This window comes from Beutenbergia cavernae DSM 12333, from assembly GCF_000023105.1.
In the GTDB taxonomy this organism is placed as follows: domain Bacteria; phylum Actinomycetota; class Actinomycetes; order Actinomycetales; family Beutenbergiaceae; genus Beutenbergia; species Beutenbergia cavernae.
In genome coordinates this window covers 1895865-1912498 of the sequence record NC_012669.1, presented here as the reverse complement: position 1 = coordinate 1912498, position 16634 = coordinate 1895865, and the positions used below count along the sequence as shown (strand labels likewise).

14 protein-coding genes are annotated in these 16634 nt (G+C 73.2%); 2 read left to right on the top strand and 12 right to left on the bottom strand.

Translation table 11 applies throughout. The features are described from left to right. On the top strand, positions 1-774 hold the full coding sequence (locus BCAV_RS08395) for a putative protein N(5)-glutamine methyltransferase (protein ID WP_015882163.1): 774 nt from the start codon (positions 1-3) through the stop codon (positions 772-774). A gap of 284 nt (positions 775-1058) precedes the next feature. On the opposite strand, the gene BCAV_RS08390 is transcribed toward BCAV_RS08395, so the two are convergent. Continuing rightward, entirely contained in the window at positions 1059-2879 is a 1821-nt protein-coding gene (locus tag BCAV_RS08390; protein WP_015882162.1) for an ABC transporter ATP-binding protein, read from the bottom strand. Further along, a complete protein-coding gene (locus BCAV_RS08385; RefSeq protein ID WP_015882161.1) occupies positions 2876-4774 on the bottom strand; it encodes an ABC transporter ATP-binding protein in 1899 nt (632 codons plus the stop codon). The genes BCAV_RS08390 and BCAV_RS08385 overlap by 4 nt, the downstream gene beginning before the upstream one ends. 237 nt (positions 4775-5011) lie before the next feature. Between BCAV_RS08385 and BCAV_RS08380 the strand changes: the two genes are divergently transcribed. Then, complete coding sequence (locus BCAV_RS08380; RefSeq protein WP_015882160.1) at positions 5012-6586, top strand: molybdopterin-dependent oxidoreductase; 1575 nt, start codon at positions 5012-5014, stop codon at positions 6584-6586. On the opposite strand, the gene BCAV_RS08375 is transcribed toward BCAV_RS08380, so the two are convergent. From BCAV_RS08375 to BCAV_RS08330, 10 genes are read right to left on the bottom strand one after another with little or no spacing between them, the layout of a single operon-like run. Continuing rightward, on the bottom strand, positions 6583-7440 hold the full coding sequence (locus tag BCAV_RS08375) for an ankyrin repeat domain-containing protein (RefSeq protein ID WP_015882159.1): 858 nt from the start codon (positions 7438-7440) through the stop codon (positions 6583-6585). The genes BCAV_RS08380 and BCAV_RS08375 overlap by 4 nt on opposite strands. A gap of 34 nt (positions 7441-7474) precedes the next feature. Then, positions 7475-8293, bottom strand: a complete 819-nt coding sequence (locus BCAV_RS08370; RefSeq protein WP_015882158.1) for an HAD-IIB family hydrolase — start codon at positions 8291-8293, stop codon at positions 7475-7477. Beyond that, complete coding sequence (locus BCAV_RS08365; protein ID WP_015882157.1) at positions 8290-8898, bottom strand: DUF4282 domain-containing protein; 609 nt, start codon at positions 8896-8898, stop codon at positions 8290-8292. Before BCAV_RS08365 ends, BCAV_RS08370 begins: the two co-directional genes overlap by 4 nt. 41 nt (positions 8899-8939) lie before the next feature. After that, positions 8940-9980 carry a Gfo/Idh/MocA family protein gene (locus tag BCAV_RS08360; RefSeq protein ID WP_015882156.1) on the bottom strand — a complete coding sequence of 347 codons (1041 nt, stop codon included), beginning with the start codon at positions 9978-9980 and terminating at the stop codon, positions 8940-8942. Continuing rightward, entirely contained in the window at positions 9977-11032 is a 1056-nt protein-coding gene (locus BCAV_RS08355) for a Gfo/Idh/MocA family protein (protein WP_015882155.1), read from the bottom strand. The genes BCAV_RS08360 and BCAV_RS08355 overlap by 4 nt, the downstream gene beginning before the upstream one ends. Continuing rightward, positions 11029-12246 carry a Gfo/Idh/MocA family protein gene (locus tag BCAV_RS08350; protein ID WP_015882154.1) on the bottom strand — a complete coding sequence of 406 codons (1218 nt, stop codon included), beginning with the start codon at positions 12244-12246 and terminating at the stop codon, positions 11029-11031. The genes BCAV_RS08355 and BCAV_RS08350 overlap by 4 nt, the downstream gene beginning before the upstream one ends. Further along, positions 12243-13097, bottom strand: coding sequence for a carbohydrate ABC transporter permease (locus BCAV_RS08345; RefSeq protein WP_015882153.1), 855 nt, complete (start codon positions 13095-13097; stop codon positions 12243-12245). Before BCAV_RS08345 ends, BCAV_RS08350 begins: the two co-directional genes overlap by 4 nt. Continuing rightward, positions 13090-14046, bottom strand: a complete 957-nt coding sequence (locus tag BCAV_RS08340; protein WP_015882152.1) for a carbohydrate ABC transporter permease — start codon at positions 14044-14046, stop codon at positions 13090-13092. The genes BCAV_RS08345 and BCAV_RS08340 overlap by 8 nt, the downstream gene beginning before the upstream one ends. Continuing rightward, a complete protein-coding gene (locus tag BCAV_RS08335; RefSeq protein WP_015882151.1) occupies positions 14043-15320 on the bottom strand; it encodes an ABC transporter substrate-binding protein in 1278 nt (425 codons plus the stop codon). Before BCAV_RS08335 ends, BCAV_RS08340 begins: the two co-directional genes overlap by 4 nt. Then, positions 15317-16528, bottom strand: coding sequence for an ROK family transcriptional regulator (locus BCAV_RS08330; protein WP_050761699.1), 1212 nt, complete (start codon positions 16526-16528; stop codon positions 15317-15319). The genes BCAV_RS08335 and BCAV_RS08330 overlap by 4 nt, the downstream gene beginning before the upstream one ends. Positions 16529-16634: the final 106 nt, after the last annotated feature.

The window sequence follows — 16634 nt, the reverse complement described above, 5'->3', positions numbered from 1 at the left end:
GTGCCGGTCCCCGCGCCGCCGGTGCTGGTCGCGCGCCTGCGTTCCGCCGGATGCGTCTTCGCCGAGGAGGAGGCGGCGCTGCTGGTGGAGGCCGCGTCCACGCCCGAGGAGCTCGAGGCGCTCACGGCGCGCCGCATCGCCGGGGAGCCGCTCGAGCACGTGGTCGGGTGGGCGCTGTTCGCCGGACGCCGCATCCGCGTGAGCCCCGGGGTCTTCGTCCCGCGGTCACGGTCCGAGCTGCTGGCCCGCGAGGCGATCCGGCTGACGCGGCCGGGCGCCGTCGTCGTCGACCTGTGCTGCGGTGCCGGCGCTCTGGCGGCCGCGATCGCCGACGCCGTCGTGGGCCTCGAGCTGCACGCGGCGGATCTCGATCCGGCCGCCGTGCGGGACGCGCGCCGCACCCTCGACGGCGTCGCGCAGGTGCACGAGGGCGACCTGTTCGCGGCACTGCCGCAGCACCTGCGCGGGCGGGTGGACGTCCTGGTGGCGAACACGCCCTACGTCCCCACCGACGAGCTGCACCTCATGCCCCGCGAGGCGCGGGAGCACGAGGCGCCGCTTGCGCTCGACGGCGGTGGCGACGGCCTCGACGTGCAGCGTCGCATCGCCGCCGACGCCGCCGGCTGGCTCACGCCCGGCGGTCACCTGCTCGTCGAGGTGAGCTCCCGCCAGGCGCCGACCGCCGCGGCGATCATGGCGAGCGGCGGCCTCGACCCGCGCATCGTGCACGACGACGACCTCGACGCGACGGTCGTCGTCGGCACGCGGCGGTAGCCCCGCAAAGATCCTCTCGCGGTCGCGCACAGATCCTCTCGCGGTCGCGCACAGATCCTCTCGCGAAGGGTGAGGCGACCGCCGAGGGTGCGGCGGAAGCGGCCCGTCCCGGAGTGGCTGGGCGTGGGGCGCGACGAAGGAGCGCCCGGGCAGGACGGGCCGCTTCCGCCGCACCCGACCGCAACGCGGGGGTGGCGCCAGGACGGGCCGCTTCCGCCGCGCCCGACCGCAACGCGAGGGTGGCGCCAGGACGGGCCGCGCCGCCGCGCCGCCGCGCCGAACGCCTACACGAGCGAGTCGCGCCAGGCCGCGTGCAGTGCCGCGAACCGCCCGGAGCCGGCGATGAGCTCGGCCGGCGGGCCGTCCTCCACGATCCGGCCGTCGGCCATGACGAGCACCCGGTCGGCGATCGCGACGGTCGACAACCGGTGCGCGATGATGATCGCCGTCCGGTTCGCCAGCAGCGTCTCCAGGCCGCGCTGCACGAGCCGCTCCCCCGGGATGTCGAGCGAGCTGGTCGCCTCGTCGAGGATGAGCACCGCCGGGTCGGCGAGGAAGGCACGCGCGAACGAGATGAGCTGCCGCTGCCCCGCGGAGACCCGGCCACCGCGCTTGTTCACGTCGGTGTCGTACCCGTCCGGCAGGTCGAGGATGAAGTCGTGCGCGCCGACCGCCCGGGCCGCACGCTCGATCTCCTCGTCGCTCGCGTCCGGGCGGGCCAGGGCGATGTTCTCCCGGACCGACCCGGAGAACAGGTAGGCCTCCTGCGTGACCATGACGACGGCGCGGCGCAGGTCGGGTGTCGAGAGGTCGCGCAGGTCGACGCCGTCCAGCGTGATCGCCCCGGCCGTGACGTCGTAGAAGCGCGTGACCAGCTTGGCGAGCGTGGACTTCCCGGCCCCCGTCGAGCCCACGAGCGCGACGGTCTGCCCCGCCGGCACGTCGAGCTCGAGGTGCGGGAGGATCGTGCGCCCGGACCCGTAGCCGAACGTGACGTCGTCGAACCGCACGTGCCCCTGCGCGCTCGGCAGCGCCACGGGCCGTGCGGGGGGCCGCACGCTCGGCACCTCCTCGAGGAGGCCCGAGATCTTCTCGAGCGCGGCCGACGCCGACTGGAACGCGTTGTAGAACATCGCCATGTCGCGGACCGGCTGGAAGAACCGCTTCGTGTAGAGGAGCGTCGCGACGAGCACGCCGACCTCGAGCGAGCCGTCCAGCACCCGGAACGCCCCGAACCCGAGCGCGACGGCGACCGTCACGTTCCCGATGAGCGTCAGGCCGGGGTCGTAGACGCCGTTGAGGCGCATCGTGCGCGCGCTGATCTCGCGGTAGTCCTCGGTGAAGCCGCCGTACACCTGCTCGTTGTAGCGCTCTCGCCGGAACGCCTGGACGGCGCGGATCCCCGTCATGTTCTCGACGAAGTTGACGATGAGCCGGGCCGACGCGACGCGCGAGATCCGGTACAGCACCTGCGAACGCTTCTGGAACCACCGGGTGATCGCCCACACGGGGCCGACGGCGACCAGGAGCACGAGGCCCGACCGCCAGTCGAGGATGAACAGGGACACCCCGGTGAACGCCATGAACAGGAAGCCCTGCGCGAGCGACGTGATGCCCGAGTCCAGCAGGTCGCGCAGCGCCTCGAGGTCCGACGTCTGGCGCGAGATGATCCGCCCCGAGGTGTAGCTCTCGTGGAACTCGAGGCTGAGCAGCTGGGTCTGGCGGAACACCCGCTGGCGCAGGTCGAGCAGCACCGCCTGGCTGACCTTGGCCGCCATCCTGATGTAGGCGGCCGTGCAGGCCCCGGCGGCGATCGCGGCGCCGACGTAGCCACCGGCGACGAGCCAGGTGGGTCCCCAGTCGCCGTCGAGCGCCGCGGGCAGCCCGCGGTCGATCGCGAGCGCGACGAGCGCCGGCCCCGCCACGCGCGCCGCCTGTCCGACGACGACGAGCACGATCGCCAGGGTGAAGTCGACGCGGTGCGGGCGCAGGAGCGACCCGAGCAGCTTCAGCGAACGACGGCGGATCGCCCGCGAGCGGGTGGCGTCGAGGTGGCTGTTCTCCTCGTCGGCGACGCCGATCGGCGCTGTAGCCTGGGTGCTCATGCGACCACCCCGGTCGCTCGTCCGGCCATGCGTTCGCTCTCCTCGAGGCTCGAGATCACGTACCGGTAGTGCTCGTGCGTGGCGAGGAGCTCCGAGTGCGTGCCGACCCCGGTGATCCGGCCGTCCTGCAGCACGGCGACCCGGTCGGCGAGCGCGACCGTGGACGGTCGGTGGGCGACGACGAGGGTCGTGATCCCCTCGAGCTCCCGGCGCAGCGCCTCCTCGACGAGCTCCTCCGTGCTGACGTCGAGCGCGGAGAGGGGATCGTCGAGCACGAGCACCCGAGGCCGGGCGGCGATGGCGCGGGCGAGGGCCAGCCGCTGCCGCTGCCCGCCGGACAGGCTGAGCCCCTCCTCGCCGATCGTGGTGTCGACGCCGTCGGGGAGGTCGTACACGAAGTGTGCCTGGGCGATCTGGACGGCGCGGTCCAGGTCGGCGTCCGTCCGGCGGGAGGCGGGTGCGCCGAGCAGCACGTTCTCCCGCACGGAGTCCGAGAACAACGTCGCGTCCTCGAACGCGACGGCGACGAGGGTGCGCAGGTCGTGACGGGTGTGGTCGCGCACGTCGACGCCGTCGAGCGTGATCGATCCCGCCGTGACGTCGTACAGGCGGGGCACGAGCATCGCGAGCGTCGTCTTGCCCGCACCCGTGAGGCCGACGAGCGCCATGGTCTCGCCCGCCCGCACCTGGAGGTGGATCTGGCTGAGGATCTCCGCCGGGCGCACGACGCCGTCGTCCCGCACCCGCTCCCGCGCGTCCGAGTACGCGAACTCCACACCGGTGAAGGCGAGCTCACCGCGCCCGGTCGCGACGCCGTCCGCGTCCCGGCCGATCGGCACCGGGCTGACGGGGTCGGTGACCTCGTTCGGGGTGTCGAGCACCTCGAAGTACCTGTCGATGGCCGTCTTCGCGGTGAGGGTCATGGCCATCAGCTGACCGACCTGCTCGACCGGTCCCGTGACGACCGCCGCCGTCGCGAAGAAGGCCACGAGCGCCCCGACGGACATGTCGCCGTCGACGACGCGGGCGATCCCCCAGAAGAGGGTGACGCCGAGCACGACCTCGGGGATCGTCGTGAGGAAGAACGTGAACAGCGACAGGGTGCGCGCCTTCCGGATCTCCGTCTGGCGCACCGTGTCGGCCTGGGCGGCGAAGCTCGCGAGCGCGTGCCTGCCCCGGCCGAACGCCTTGAGCACGCGGATGCCGTGCACCGACTCCTCGACGGTGGTCGCGAGGTCGCCCTGCTGGTCCTGGGAGAGCCGTGAGATCGCGCGGAACTGGCGCGAGAAGCGGAACGACAGGATCGTCACCGGCACCGCGCCGGCCAGGTAGACGAGGCCGAGCGGGCCGCCCATCGAGATGAGCAGCCCGGCGCCGACGAGGATCGTCGTGGTGTTCACGACGAGCATGACGATGCCGAACGCGAGCCACCGGCGCAGCAGACCGAGGTCGCTCATCGACCGGGACAGCAGCTGCCCGCCGGGCCAGCGGTCGTGGAACGCCACCGGGAGGTCCTGGAGCTTCGTGAACAGGTCGCTGCGCATGTGCGCCTCGATGTGCGTGCTCGGACCGAGGATGAACGCGCGGCGGCCGTAGATGAACGCCGCCTCCGCGAGGCCGATCGCGAGCACGAGGGCGATGGCCCACCACAGCGACGTGTGACGGGCGTCCGCGTCGCCGAGCAGCGGGCCGTTGACCATGGCCTCGAGGACCTGCGGGATGGCGAGCGCGGCGAGGCTCGCACCGAGCGCGCACAGGGCGCCGAGCGAGAGCCGGCGGATCGCCGGACGGGCGAACGGCCAGAGCCGACGCAGGGTGGCGAGGGTCGGGGTGTCGGTGGGGGGCGAGGACGCAGGTGGCGGGACGGCAGGGCTGGGCGGGTTCTGCGACGACATGCGGGCTTCTCGAGCCTCCGGCGACCGCGGGCAGCGGTCGATCGGTGAAAGTGGGGGCGAACAAGCATCCTAGCGCCGCTCTGTGCCGACGGCCCGCCGGTCCCCTCCGGCGTGGCGGCCTCCAGCCGCGGAATCCCGCGGGCCGCGGAGGCGGTCCATCAGCGCGGCGAATGAATGCCATCAGTTCTCGGCCGCGTCCGTCCTCGCCTGTCGTCCGCCGGTGGCGCACACTGAGGCGTGAGCTCCGGCAGGTCGACGCAGGGCGATGCCGGCGCGTCCGCGGGCACCGGCGACCGGGGCGGCCGATGGTGGGCGGCGCTCGCCGGAGTCGTCGCCGGCGCCGTGACGATCGCCGTCGCCTCCCTCGTCGCCGCACTGCTGCGCACCGAGCACTCGCCTCTGTCCGCCCTGGCCTCGGCCGTGGTCGACGCCTCGCCACCGTGGCTGGTGGAGTTCGCCAAGGACACGTTCGGAACCGCCGACAAGAGCGTCCTCGCCGTGTGCGTCGTCGTCGTCGCGGGCGTGCTGAGCGCCGTGGCGGGCCTCGTGGCACGACGCTCGTTCGTCGGAGGCGCCGCCGTCGTGGTCGCGCTCTCCGCCGTCGTCGCCGCGGCCGCCGCCGCCCGACCCGGAGGCGGAGCGACCGACGTCGCCGCCGTCGTGGTCGGCGCCGTGGCGGGCCTGGTCGTGCTCCGATCCCTCGTGGCCCGCGTGCCCGCGGGCGAGCCCGACCGCGGCGCGACCCGGCGCTCGTTCCTCGGCGCGACGGGCGTGGCCGCGCTCGTCGCCGTCGGTGCCGGTGTCGGCGCCCGCGTCGCGAGCGGCGCGGCGCGGGCCGTGCAGGCCGTCCGCGACACGATCGTGCTCCCGGTCGCGGCGACGCCGGTGGCACCACCACCCGAGGGTGTGCAGAGCCCGGTGCCCGGCGTCGTGCCGTTCGTGACACCCAACGACGACTTCTACCGGATCGACACGGCGATCCGCGTGCCGGTCGTGGACCCGGCCACCTGGCGCCTCCGGATCCACGGCCTCGTCGAGCGCGAGGTGGAGATCGACTTCGCCGAGCTGCTCGAGAGGGATCTCGTGGAGGCGCGAGTGACGCTCACGTGCGTGTCGAACCCGGTCGGCGGCGATCTCGCCGGGAACGCTCTGTGGCTCGGGCTGCCCGTGCGCGAGCTGCTCGCGGAGGCCGGTCCCCTGCCCGACGCCGACATGGTGCTGTCGCGCAGCGTGGACGGCTTCACGGCGTCGACCCCGATCGAGGCGCTCACCGACGGCCGCGACGCGCTCCTCGCCGTCGGGATGAACGGGGAGCCCCTCCCGGTCGACCACGGGTTCCCCGTGCGGCTCGTCGTGCCCGGCCTCTACGGTTTCGTCTCCGCGACGAAGTGGGTCGTCGATCTCGAGGTCACCCGGTTCGATCGCGCCGAGGCCTACTGGACGGAGCGCGGCTGGTCCGAGCGCGGGCCGGTGAAGACGGCGTCGCGGATCGACGTGCCGCGCACCGCGACCCGGGCCGAGCCCGGCGTGATCATGGTCGGCGGCACCGCCTGGGCGCAGCACCGCGGCGTGGTCAGGGTCGAGATCCGCGTCGACGACGGCGAGTGGCACGACGCCGACCTCGCGGCCGAGGACACGATCGACACGTGGCGCCAGTGGTCCTACGCCTGGGACGCCACCGAGGTGACGTCCGGCGACCACCGGATCACCGTCCGCGCCTGGGACGCCGACGGCCCGCAGCCCGAGGGTCCCGTCGACGTCGTCCCGGACGGCGCCGAGGGCTGGCACCACGTCAGCGTGCGGTTCCCCTAGGCGGGCGCGTCCCAGGTCAGCAGGGCGACGTCGAGCAGGGCGACGATCTCGTCGAAGCCGCGATCCGCGGCCAGGCGGCGAGGCGGAACGCCGGCGCCGTCCGGGATCGTCGGGTCAGCACCCGCGCCGAGCAGCAGGCGCACGACCTCCACCTGGTCCGGCCCGCCGTCGCCGAGGACGATCGCCTCGTGCAACGCCGTCCACGGCACGTTGTTGATGTGGTTCACCGGGACACCGGCCTCGATGAGGATGCGCACGGTCTCGACGTGGCCGTGCTCGCTCGCCGGGATCAGGGCCGTGCCGCCGAACCGGTTCGTGCTCGTGACGTCGGCGCCGTGAGCGAGCGTCATGACGAGGATCTCGTCCAGGCCCTCCGCGCCGGCGTACAGGAACGCGGAGTCGGAGATGTCGTCCGTCGCGTTCGGGTCCGCCCCCGCCTCGAGGAGCACGCGCGCGATGGCGACGCGGTTCGCCTTGGTGGCCACGACGAGCGCGGTGGCCCCACCGGCGCCGCGTGCCTCGAGGTCCGCTCCCGCCTCGATCGCCGAGGTCACGCCGGCGACGTCGTCGGCCGCGACGGCGGCGTGCAGAGCAGCCGTCGCCTCCTCGGGCGACATCGCGGGCCGCGTCGTCGTGGGCATCGGGACCTCCGTGGCGGTGGTGGGCTCGGTGACGTTCGGGGCCGAGGGGACGTCGGTGGCCTCGGCACCGTCGCCGGGCGCCGTGCAGCCGGCGACGACGGCGATCACCGCCAGGCAGCCCGCGACGAGGGAGGCGCGCCGGAGACGCGCCCGTCGCCGCGACTCGGTGGACGGCTCGCGCGCCCGCGTGCGCACCTCGGAGTCACATGGCATCCATGAATGGTATACCAAACACTCGGAGGGGACGTCAGGACGGCGTCATCGCCTCTGCACGACGGCGCAGCTCGGGCAGCAGCGTGCCGGAGAGGTACTCCGCCGTCTCCTCCCAGCCCTCGACGGCGTGACAGGCGACCCCCAGGTCGAGCACCGGCCGGTCGTTGCCGCCCGGGTCGAGGCGGTCACCGATGAAGAACATCTCGGCGAGGCCGACTCCTGCGAGCTCGGTGAGCGCGCGCATCCCGTACGCCTTGTCGATCCCCTGCCGCGTGATGTCGACCGAGGTCGAGCCGCCCGAGCGGACCTCAAGATCGGGCAGCAGGGCGGCGACGGCGTGGCGCAGCCGCTCCTTTCGCTCCCCCGTCGGGTCCCACGCCGCCTTGGCGTCGACGGGCGCCTGCTGCCCGAGCGCCGAGAACGTGATCTGCGTGCCGCGGTCCTCGAGGATCGGGCCCCAGGTCCGTGCCTCCCAGAGCTCGAGCCGCTTCGCCTCGCCCTCGAGCGCGGCGAGCGCCCGGTCGCGTTCGTCGGCGGTCAGCGTGTGCGCGTAGACCTGCTCGAAGTCCCCGGCCCCGGGCGCGTACCGGTAGTACTGCGTGCCGCACGTCGGCATGAGGTGAAGGCGCGCGAGCGACTGCGCGGGCGCGTCGAGCCGGCGGACGACCTGCATCTCGAACTGCTCGTACCGGCCGCCGGAGATGATGCACACGGGCACGAGGTCGAGCAGCTCGCCCAGCAGGGCGGACATGACCGGGTCGATCGCCGTCTTCGAGGGCGCGAGCGTGTCGTCGAGGTCGAACGCCACCAGCCCGATCCGGCTGGGCAGAGCGTCGGTGTCGGGCGTCGTCACTCCGCGGGGCCGTCCGAGTCCTTGCGCAGTGCCGCGAGCGACGCGCTCGAGCTGGCGAGGTGCGTGACGGCCTCGAGCGCGAGCCGGCCGACGAGCAGGATCGCGAGCCCGATCGCGGGCGCGACGAGGATCTGCACCAGGCCGGAGAGCACGGTGGTCGCGCTCCCGTACAGGGACGCCCCGAGCGAGAGGGTGTTCACGGCGTTGACGAGACCGCTCAGCGTGAAGACCCCGGCGACGATGATGACGGCGATGTACGCCCCGGAGACGTACTTCGGCGCCACCAGGTGGGCGAACTTCGTGTCGAAGAGGCGCCCGAAGAACCCCGGCTCGGTGCGCGCCACCGGCTGGTACTGGCCGCCGTAGCCCGGGTGCTGGGGCTGCCCGGGGTGCGCACCCCACTGCTGCTGCGCGGGGGCTGGCTGTCCGGCCGCGCCAGGCTGCGCGTAGCCCTGCGACGGCGCGGCATACCCCTGCGACGGCGTCGGGTAGGCGCCGGGCTGCGCGTAGCCGCCCTGACCGCCCTGCTGCGGGGCAGGCGGCGGCGTGGGCTGCCCGGGCGCCGGGTAACCCGGCTGCTGGGGCGGCACGGAATGCTGACTCATGCGGCGTCTCCTCGGGTGCGCGTCACGGATCCGGCCCCAGCCTAGGGGGTCGTGTGCAGTGCCACGGGGCGCCCTGCGGCCGCCGAGGCGTAGGCGGCCTCGACGATCCGCGTCGTGCGGACGCCCACCGCCCCGTCCGGCTGGGGCGCGCGACCGGTCCGGACGCCGTCGACGAACTCCGCCACGAGCGCCTCGTCGAGGTTCGCCCCGTACGCGAGCCACACCGGCGCCGCCGCCGACTGGGAGAAGCCGTCCACCCGCTGACCGAACGCGTCCATGTCGGCGACGCCGTCCGAGCCGACCACCTGGAGCGTCAGCCCACCCCACGTCGGGTAGTCGGCGGGCTTCGACCAGCTGCAGTCGATGGTGACGACGACGTCGCCGGCGTCGGTCGCGTACCCGATGGACACCAGGCCCCCGGTCTCGACGTCGACCTCGCCGGCGTGCAGGACGGCGTTCGACTGCGCGTACACGCTCGTGGCCGGCGCGCCGCCCAGCAGCGCGTCCATGAGGTCCGCGACGTGCACGGTGTGGTCGGTCATCGCGCCGCCGCCCGCCAGTGCGGGGTCGGTGAACCAGGACCGCCCGCTCGGGAGTCGGCCGTTGTTCGTCCCGGTCACTGCGGCCACCGTGCCGAGCGTGCCGGCGTCGACCGCCTCGCGCAGCGCCGTGAACGCCGGCGAGAAGCGCACCGGAAACGCGACCATGAGGAAGACGCCCGCCTCGTCGCACGCGGCCACCATGGCCTCCGCGTCCGCGACCGACGTCGCCAGCGGCTTCTCGCACAGCACGTGGGCGCCGGCCGCCGCGATCCGCTCCACGTACGCGCGGTGGCGCGCGTTCTCCGCGCAGACGACGACGCCGTCGGGCTCCCAGGCGAGCAGCGCGTCGAGGTCGGGCACGTACTCGACCCCGAGCTCGGCGGCCATCGCGGGTCCGCCGCTCTCCGGGGCGCGGTCCGCGTGGTCGGGGTCGGTGGCGAGCACCTCGACCCCGGGCATGGAGGCGAGCACGCGGGCGTACGAGCCGGCGTGCGTGTGGGCGAAGGACGCCAGGCCGATCTTGAGGTTGGGCGTGGTCATGCGGGCGCTCCCGTGCTGGTCGGAACTGCTGCTGCCGTGCCGGCGGTGCCGGCCGCGGCGAGGTCGACGACGTCCCCCGAACGCAGGGAGTGGTTGGCGGCCTCGGCGAGCCGGACGGCCTCGAGCCCGTCCTGTGCGCTGACGCGCGGCTCCGGACCGCCGGCCGTGCACGCGAGCAGGAACTCGCGCAGCTCGGTCAGGTACGGGCTCTCCGTGAACGCCGTGCCCGGGAGCAGGCCGCGGCCCTCACCCGCCGAACCCCCGTCGATCCGCAGGGGTGCGTGCTCGGCGGAGTCGTGGTGCACGAGACCGTCGGAGCCCGTCACCTCGAACCGCGTCCGGAAGGCGCTCCCCGGCGCGGCCCACGTCCCGGTCACATAGCTCAGCGCGCCGGAGACGTGGGTGAGCACGACCTGGGCGCTGACGACGCCGAGCCGGTCACCGGAGTCCTCGGTGGTGGACTGGCGCGCGAAGACGCGTGCGACGTCGCCGGCCGTCCACCGGGCGAAGTCGAGGTCGTGGATCATCTGGTCCATCACGATGCCGCCGCTCCGGGAGGCGTCGGCGAACCAGCCGCGCGCCGGGCGGGAACCGGACCGCGCGAAGCGCTGGACGGCGACGCGCCCGACCCCGCCGGCCGCGACGTGGGCGCGCATGGCGGCGTACTCCGGGAAGTACCGCACGACGTGCGCCGGGTACAGCCGGACCCCGGCCGCGGCGCACTCGGCGATCATCTCCGCGACCTCTTCGGACGTGAGCGCCAGCGGTTTCTCGCAGACGATGTCGCAGCCGGCGGCGACGGCGGCCCGCACGACCTCGTGGTGCGCGAACGTGGGTGTCACGATGTCGACCAGGGCGGCGCCGTCGAGCGCGTCGTCGAGCGTCGCCACGACCTCGCCGCCGCCGTACCGGCGCACGAGCTCCGCCGCGTGGTCGTGCGAGTACACCCGCACCGTCGCGCCGAGCGCGAGCCATGCCGCGAGATGGACGCCGGCGATCCCGCCGGCCCCGATGAGTGCGACGGTGATCCCGTCGCCCGGCCTGTTCGTCACGCGGACTCCTTCTTGTCGGTGTGTCTGCGGTTCGGGGCGTCGTCGAGCTGCGCACCTGGACCGAGGTCGGGGGGCGGGATCGGCACGGGCACCGAGCCGCCGCGGATCGAGGCCGTCCCGCACGTCCCGGCCGCGACGGCGGCGCGGGCGTCGAGCGGCGTGGTGCGCGGCGTCTGCTCCCCGCGCACGGCGGCGCAGAACTCCGCGACGATCGACGCGTCGGCCCCGCCGTGCCCGGCAGCACCGCCGTCCGGCTCCGCGACCCGCACGCGCGTGTCGCCGTCAGCGTCATAGTCGTGCCGCCGGTTCCAGACGCGGATCTCGGCGCCCGAGGTGTCGCCGAAGTTCTCCAGCCGTCCGGCGGTGCCGATGACCGTGTAGTTGCGCCAGTAGTCGGGCGTGAAGTGGCACTGCGTGTAGCTGGCGAGGACGCCGTTCGTGAGGTGCATCTGGATCATGGACGTGTCCTCCACGTCGACGACGGGGTGCAGCTCGCGCTGGGCGGTGGGCGGCCAGTTGCTCGTCGAGAACCACTCGCGCAGGCGGCGGTCGGAGTTGTCCCGCCGGTCGTCGATCCCGCCGTAGACCTGCAGCGCCCCCATGCCGACGACGACGTCGGTGTGCGCGCCGGCGAGCCAGTGGATGACGTCGATGTCGTGCGCGCCCTTCTGCAGAAGCAGGCCCGTGGACCGGCTGGCGTCGGCGTGCCAGTCCTTGAAGTAGTAGTCCCCGCCGTGCCCGACGAAGTGCCGGCACCAGACCGCCTGCACGTCACCGATCGCGCCGTCGTCGATGAGCTGCTTCATGGTGGTGACGACGGGCATGTGCCGCATGTTGTGCCCCGGCACGAGGAGCGCTCCCGACCTCGCCTGGGCGCGGAGGATGGCGTCGCAGTCCTCGAGCGTCGTGGCCATCGGCTTCTCGAGGTAGACGGCGATCCCGGCGTCGAGCAGGTCGACGGCGATGCGCGCGTGGGTGTCGTCCGGGCTCAGCACGAACACCCCGTCGAGGCCGGCGTCGAGGAGCTCGCGGTGGTCGGCGACCACCGCGACGTCGTCCCCGAAGAGCTCGCGCGCCCGCGCGCGCCCCGCGGCGGCGGGATCCGCGGCGACGACCACCCGCCCGCCGGCCGCCGCCGCATGCTGCGCGAGCGAGGCCCGCGCACCGACTCCGACGACCCCAAGCTTCAGCACCTTCGCACCCACGTGCGTCATCCTTTCGTTCCGGACAGCGCGATGCCCTGGACGAACTGCCGCTGCAGCACGAGGTACACCACGAGCATGGGAAGACTGGCGAGCAAGGAGCCTGCCATGAGCACCGGGTAGTTCGTCGCGAACTGGCCCTGGAGCGTCGTCAGCCCTGCGCTGATCGGCATGACGGTGGGGTCGGTGTTGACCACGAGCGGCCACAGGAGGTCGTTCCACGCGTTCATGAGCGTGATGACGGCGAGCGCCGCCAGGGCCGGGCGCACGAGCGGCAGCATGATGCTCCAGTAGATCCGCAACCGGCTCGCGCCGTCGAGCAGCGCCGCCTCCTCGATCTCGTTCGGGATCGTCATGAAGAACTGGCGCAGCAGGAACGTCCCGAACGCCGAGAACAGGCCCGGCAGGATGAGCACCGGGATCGTGTTGAGCAGCCCGAGGTCCGCCATGATCTCGTACTGCGGCAGGATCAGCAGCTGGCTCGGCACCATGAGCACCGACAGGAACAGCGCGAACACGACGTTCCGGCCGGGGAAGCGCAGCCGCGCGAACGCGTACGCCGCGAGCGAGCAGAGCAGGAGCTGTCCGAGCGTGCGGGCGACGGCCACGAGCGCCGTGTTGCGGAGCTGGTCGAAGAACGGCAGCACCGTGAACACCTCGCGGAACGTGTCCCACCGCCACTCGGCCGGCAGGATCGTCACCGGCACGGCGATGGCCTCGGCCTGCGACTTGAACGCGGTGAGCACCTGCCACACGAACGGGAAGATCATCACGACGGCGCCGAGCGCGAGGACGGCGTGCGTCCCGACGCTTCCGAGCCGGGTGCCCCGGGCGGAGGGGCCGCTGACGAGTCGGCTACGCATACTGGACCCACCTCCGCTGGAGCCGGAACTGGACGGCCGTGAGGGCCGCGATGAGGATCATGAGGATGAACGCGAGCGCCGTCGCCGGACCCTTCGTGTTGTCGACGAACGCCATCTCGTAGAACAGCGTGACGATCGACTGCGACGCCTGGAACGCGGGGTTGGCGCTCGAGCTCTGCGACATCACGTAGATGAGGTCGAAGATCTGCAGGGTCGCGATGACGTTGATGACCGTGCAGAAGAAGATGCTCGGGCTCAGCAGCGGGAGCGTGATGTGGCTGAAGCGCCGGAAGGAGCCGGCGCCGTCGAGCTCGGCGGCCTCGGAGTACTCCGCCGGGATGCCCTTGATGCCGGCGATGAAGATCACCAGGTAGTAGCCGATCTGCGACCAGACCTGCACGATCCCGATGGCCACGAGCGCCGTCGCCGGGTTCGCCACCCAGTAGGTGCCGGAGATCCCGAAGACCCCGAGGAACTGGTTGATGAGCCCGTACTCGCCGTTGTACAGCCACTTCCACACCATGCCGCTCGCCACGGGCAGCGTGATGAACGGGATGAAGTACAGCGCGCGGTAGACGCCGACGCCGCGCAGGCCGGGCTTGTTGAGCAGCGCCGCGACGACGATCGCGACCGGGATCACGAGCAGCCCGATGAGCATGTACCCGAACGTGTTGAGCAGGGACCGCCAGAACGTCTGCGACGAGAACACGGCGACGTAGTTGGCGAAGCCGTTGAACGTGTTGCCGCCGAACGGACCCCACTCGGTGAAGCTCAGCACGAACGTCGCGAGCGCCGGGTAGATGTACAGCCAGAGCAGGCCGAGCGCCACCGGCGCCACGAACAGGTAGCCGACGACGGCGGTGCGGCGGCGCGCGGTCGCGGCGCCACCGCGCCGGCGTGCGGGCGTGACGGCCGGCGCCGTCGCCGTGACCGGCGTGGCGGCGCTCACGTGGCCGGCTCCGCGTCGAGCACCCGGTTCATCTCGGTCGCGAGCCGCCGCGAGGCGTCGGCGACGGACCGGGACGGGTCGCCGATCCAGGCGGGGGCGAGGTAGGTGTACTGCATGTTCTCCCAGGTGTTCGTGTTCATGGACACGGGGTAGGCCGTGCAGTCGGGGATCTGGTCGATGAACGCCTGCAGGTTGAACTCGGGCTTCGACGCCAGGTACGCCGCCTCCGTGCCGGCGAAGCTCGGCAGGATGGACCCGCTCGCGCCCTGGATCTCACCCGCCTCGCGACCCGCCATGAACTTCACGAGCTCGTAGGCGGCGTCGGGGAAGGCCGTGCGGGCGTTGACGACGTTGGCGAGCCCGTGGATGACGTTGCCGCGCTCGGTCCCGGCCGGGAGGACGGCGATGTCCGTGCGCTCCCGGATCGCGGGGTCGTCGTACGCCTCGACGGCGTCGTTCGGCAGCCCGTAGTACATGGCGATCTGGCCGCCGAGGAAGAGGGAGCGGCCCTGCGTGTCGGCGGTGGCCATGGCGTTCGGGGCGAGGCCGTCGTTGACGAGGTCCGTCCAGAACTCCAGGCCGCCGATCGTGGCCTCGGAGTCGAACCCCGACCGACCGCCGTCGATCACCTCTCCCCCGTTCTGGAACACGAGGGGGTAGAGGTTGCGCTGCCGGTCGATCGCCGAGCTGATGCCGTAGCGTCCGCGCGCGGGGTCGCGGAACTCGGCCACGGCGTCGCGCACGGTGTCCCAGGTCCACGTGGCATCGGGGTACGGGACGCCCATCTCGTCGAAGAGCGCCTTGTTGTAGTAGAGCGAGATGCAGTCGTAGTCCTTCGGGACCCCGTACTGCTCGCCGTCGTAGGCGTACAGGTCCACGAGGTTCGCGGGGTGGTCGGCGGCGAGGTCGACGCCGTCGGCCGCCAGCCGCTCACCGAGCGGGAGGAGCGTGCCGTAGTGCGCGAACTTCCGGATGCTTGGGCCGTTCATCCAGAAGACGTCGGCCGCTCCCCCGCCCGTGATGGACGTCTGCAGCCGGGTCCAGTACGTGCTGAACGGGGTGAGCTGGATCGTCACCTCGATGTCGGGGTGCTCGACGTTGAACGCGTCGATGACCTCCTGCATGGCGGGCACCTGGAGCTGGTCCCACATGCCGTAGGAGATCCGGGCGCGGCCGGCCGGCCGCTCTCCCCCGTCCGGCGGGTCGGAGCAGGCGGCGACGGCGGCGCCCAGCGGCGCCAGGGCCGCGGCACCGAGGAACGTGCGGCGTCTCATGCTGACCTCTCAGGTGCGGTGGTCTCGGGTTCACGCCCGCCGACGTCCGCCGGCGGACGCGTGGTGCGGGCCGTGCCCGCGGCGAGCAGCGGGCGCAGCAGCGGCTCCTCGCGGGCCGCCAGGAGCAGGGCGCGGCGCACGCCGCCCGACGTCACCGCCTCGTCGGCGAGCGCCCCGAGCACGACGGGGGGCGCGACGCCGTCGACGAACGCGACGTGTCGCGTCACCACATCGAGGAGCGCCGCTCCGGCGCGCGAGAGCCCGCCGCCGAGCACGACGACGTCGGGGTCGAGGATCTTCGTGAGCATCTCGACGCTCTCCGCGACGCGGCGGCCGAACTCCTCGACGCGTGCCGCCGCACCCTCGTCGCCCGCCGCAGCGGCGGTGAAGACCTCCGGGATGCGCGGGTCGTCCTGCGCGGCGTCGGGCTCGATCAGCACGCTGGGCGTGTCGAGGAACAGCGCGGGGATGCTCCCGATCTCGCCCGCGGCGCCGGTGCGGCCGGGGTGCACGCGACCGTCCAGCAGCAGCCCCGCGCTCGTCCGACGGCCGAGGTGGAGGTAGACGACGTCGTCGCACATGCGCGCGGCGCCCGTCCAGTGCTCGCCCACGGCGGCGAGGTTGGCGTCGTTGACGACGTCGACGGGGCAACCCGCCCACCGCCCGATCGCCCTGCCGACGTCGAAGCCGCTCCAGTCGGCGATGACCGACGACCTGCGGATCCGGCCCGCTGCGTCCACGATGCCGGGGACGCCGACGCAGATCGCCGCGAGGGCGGACACGTCGCGCCCGGTCGCGCGGGCCGCGCCGGCGATCGCCTGCTGCACGAGCGTGAGCCGCTCCGCGCCGGCCGCGTCCGGGGCGACGTCGACGTGCACGGCGTGCAGCCGGGCGCCCGTCGCGTCGGCGACGACCACGCGGACGGCGTGCAGTCCGACGTCGACGCCGGCGACGGTGATCGCGTCCGGGTCGATCCGGAAGGAGCGGGCCGGCCGGCCGGCGCCGGCGGCACCGGCTCGGCTCGTGGGGGCGACGGCGACGATCCACCCCTCCGCGAGCAGCTCACGGAGGATCGCGGCCAGGGTGGGCCGGGAGAGGCCGGTGGCCTCGCGCAGCTCCGTCTGGGTGAGCGAGAGGTCCGGAGCGAGCGCGGCCAGCACACGATCGGTGTTGGCGGCGCGCTCGGCCGACGGGCGCGCGGCGGTCACGTCACGCACGGTCGCACCCCCCCGTCCCGAAATATGTTAACCCCCTTGCCGGAACCTGACCGTACGGGCGACGAGCGCTGTTGTCCACTCTCGACCGCTGACTGGA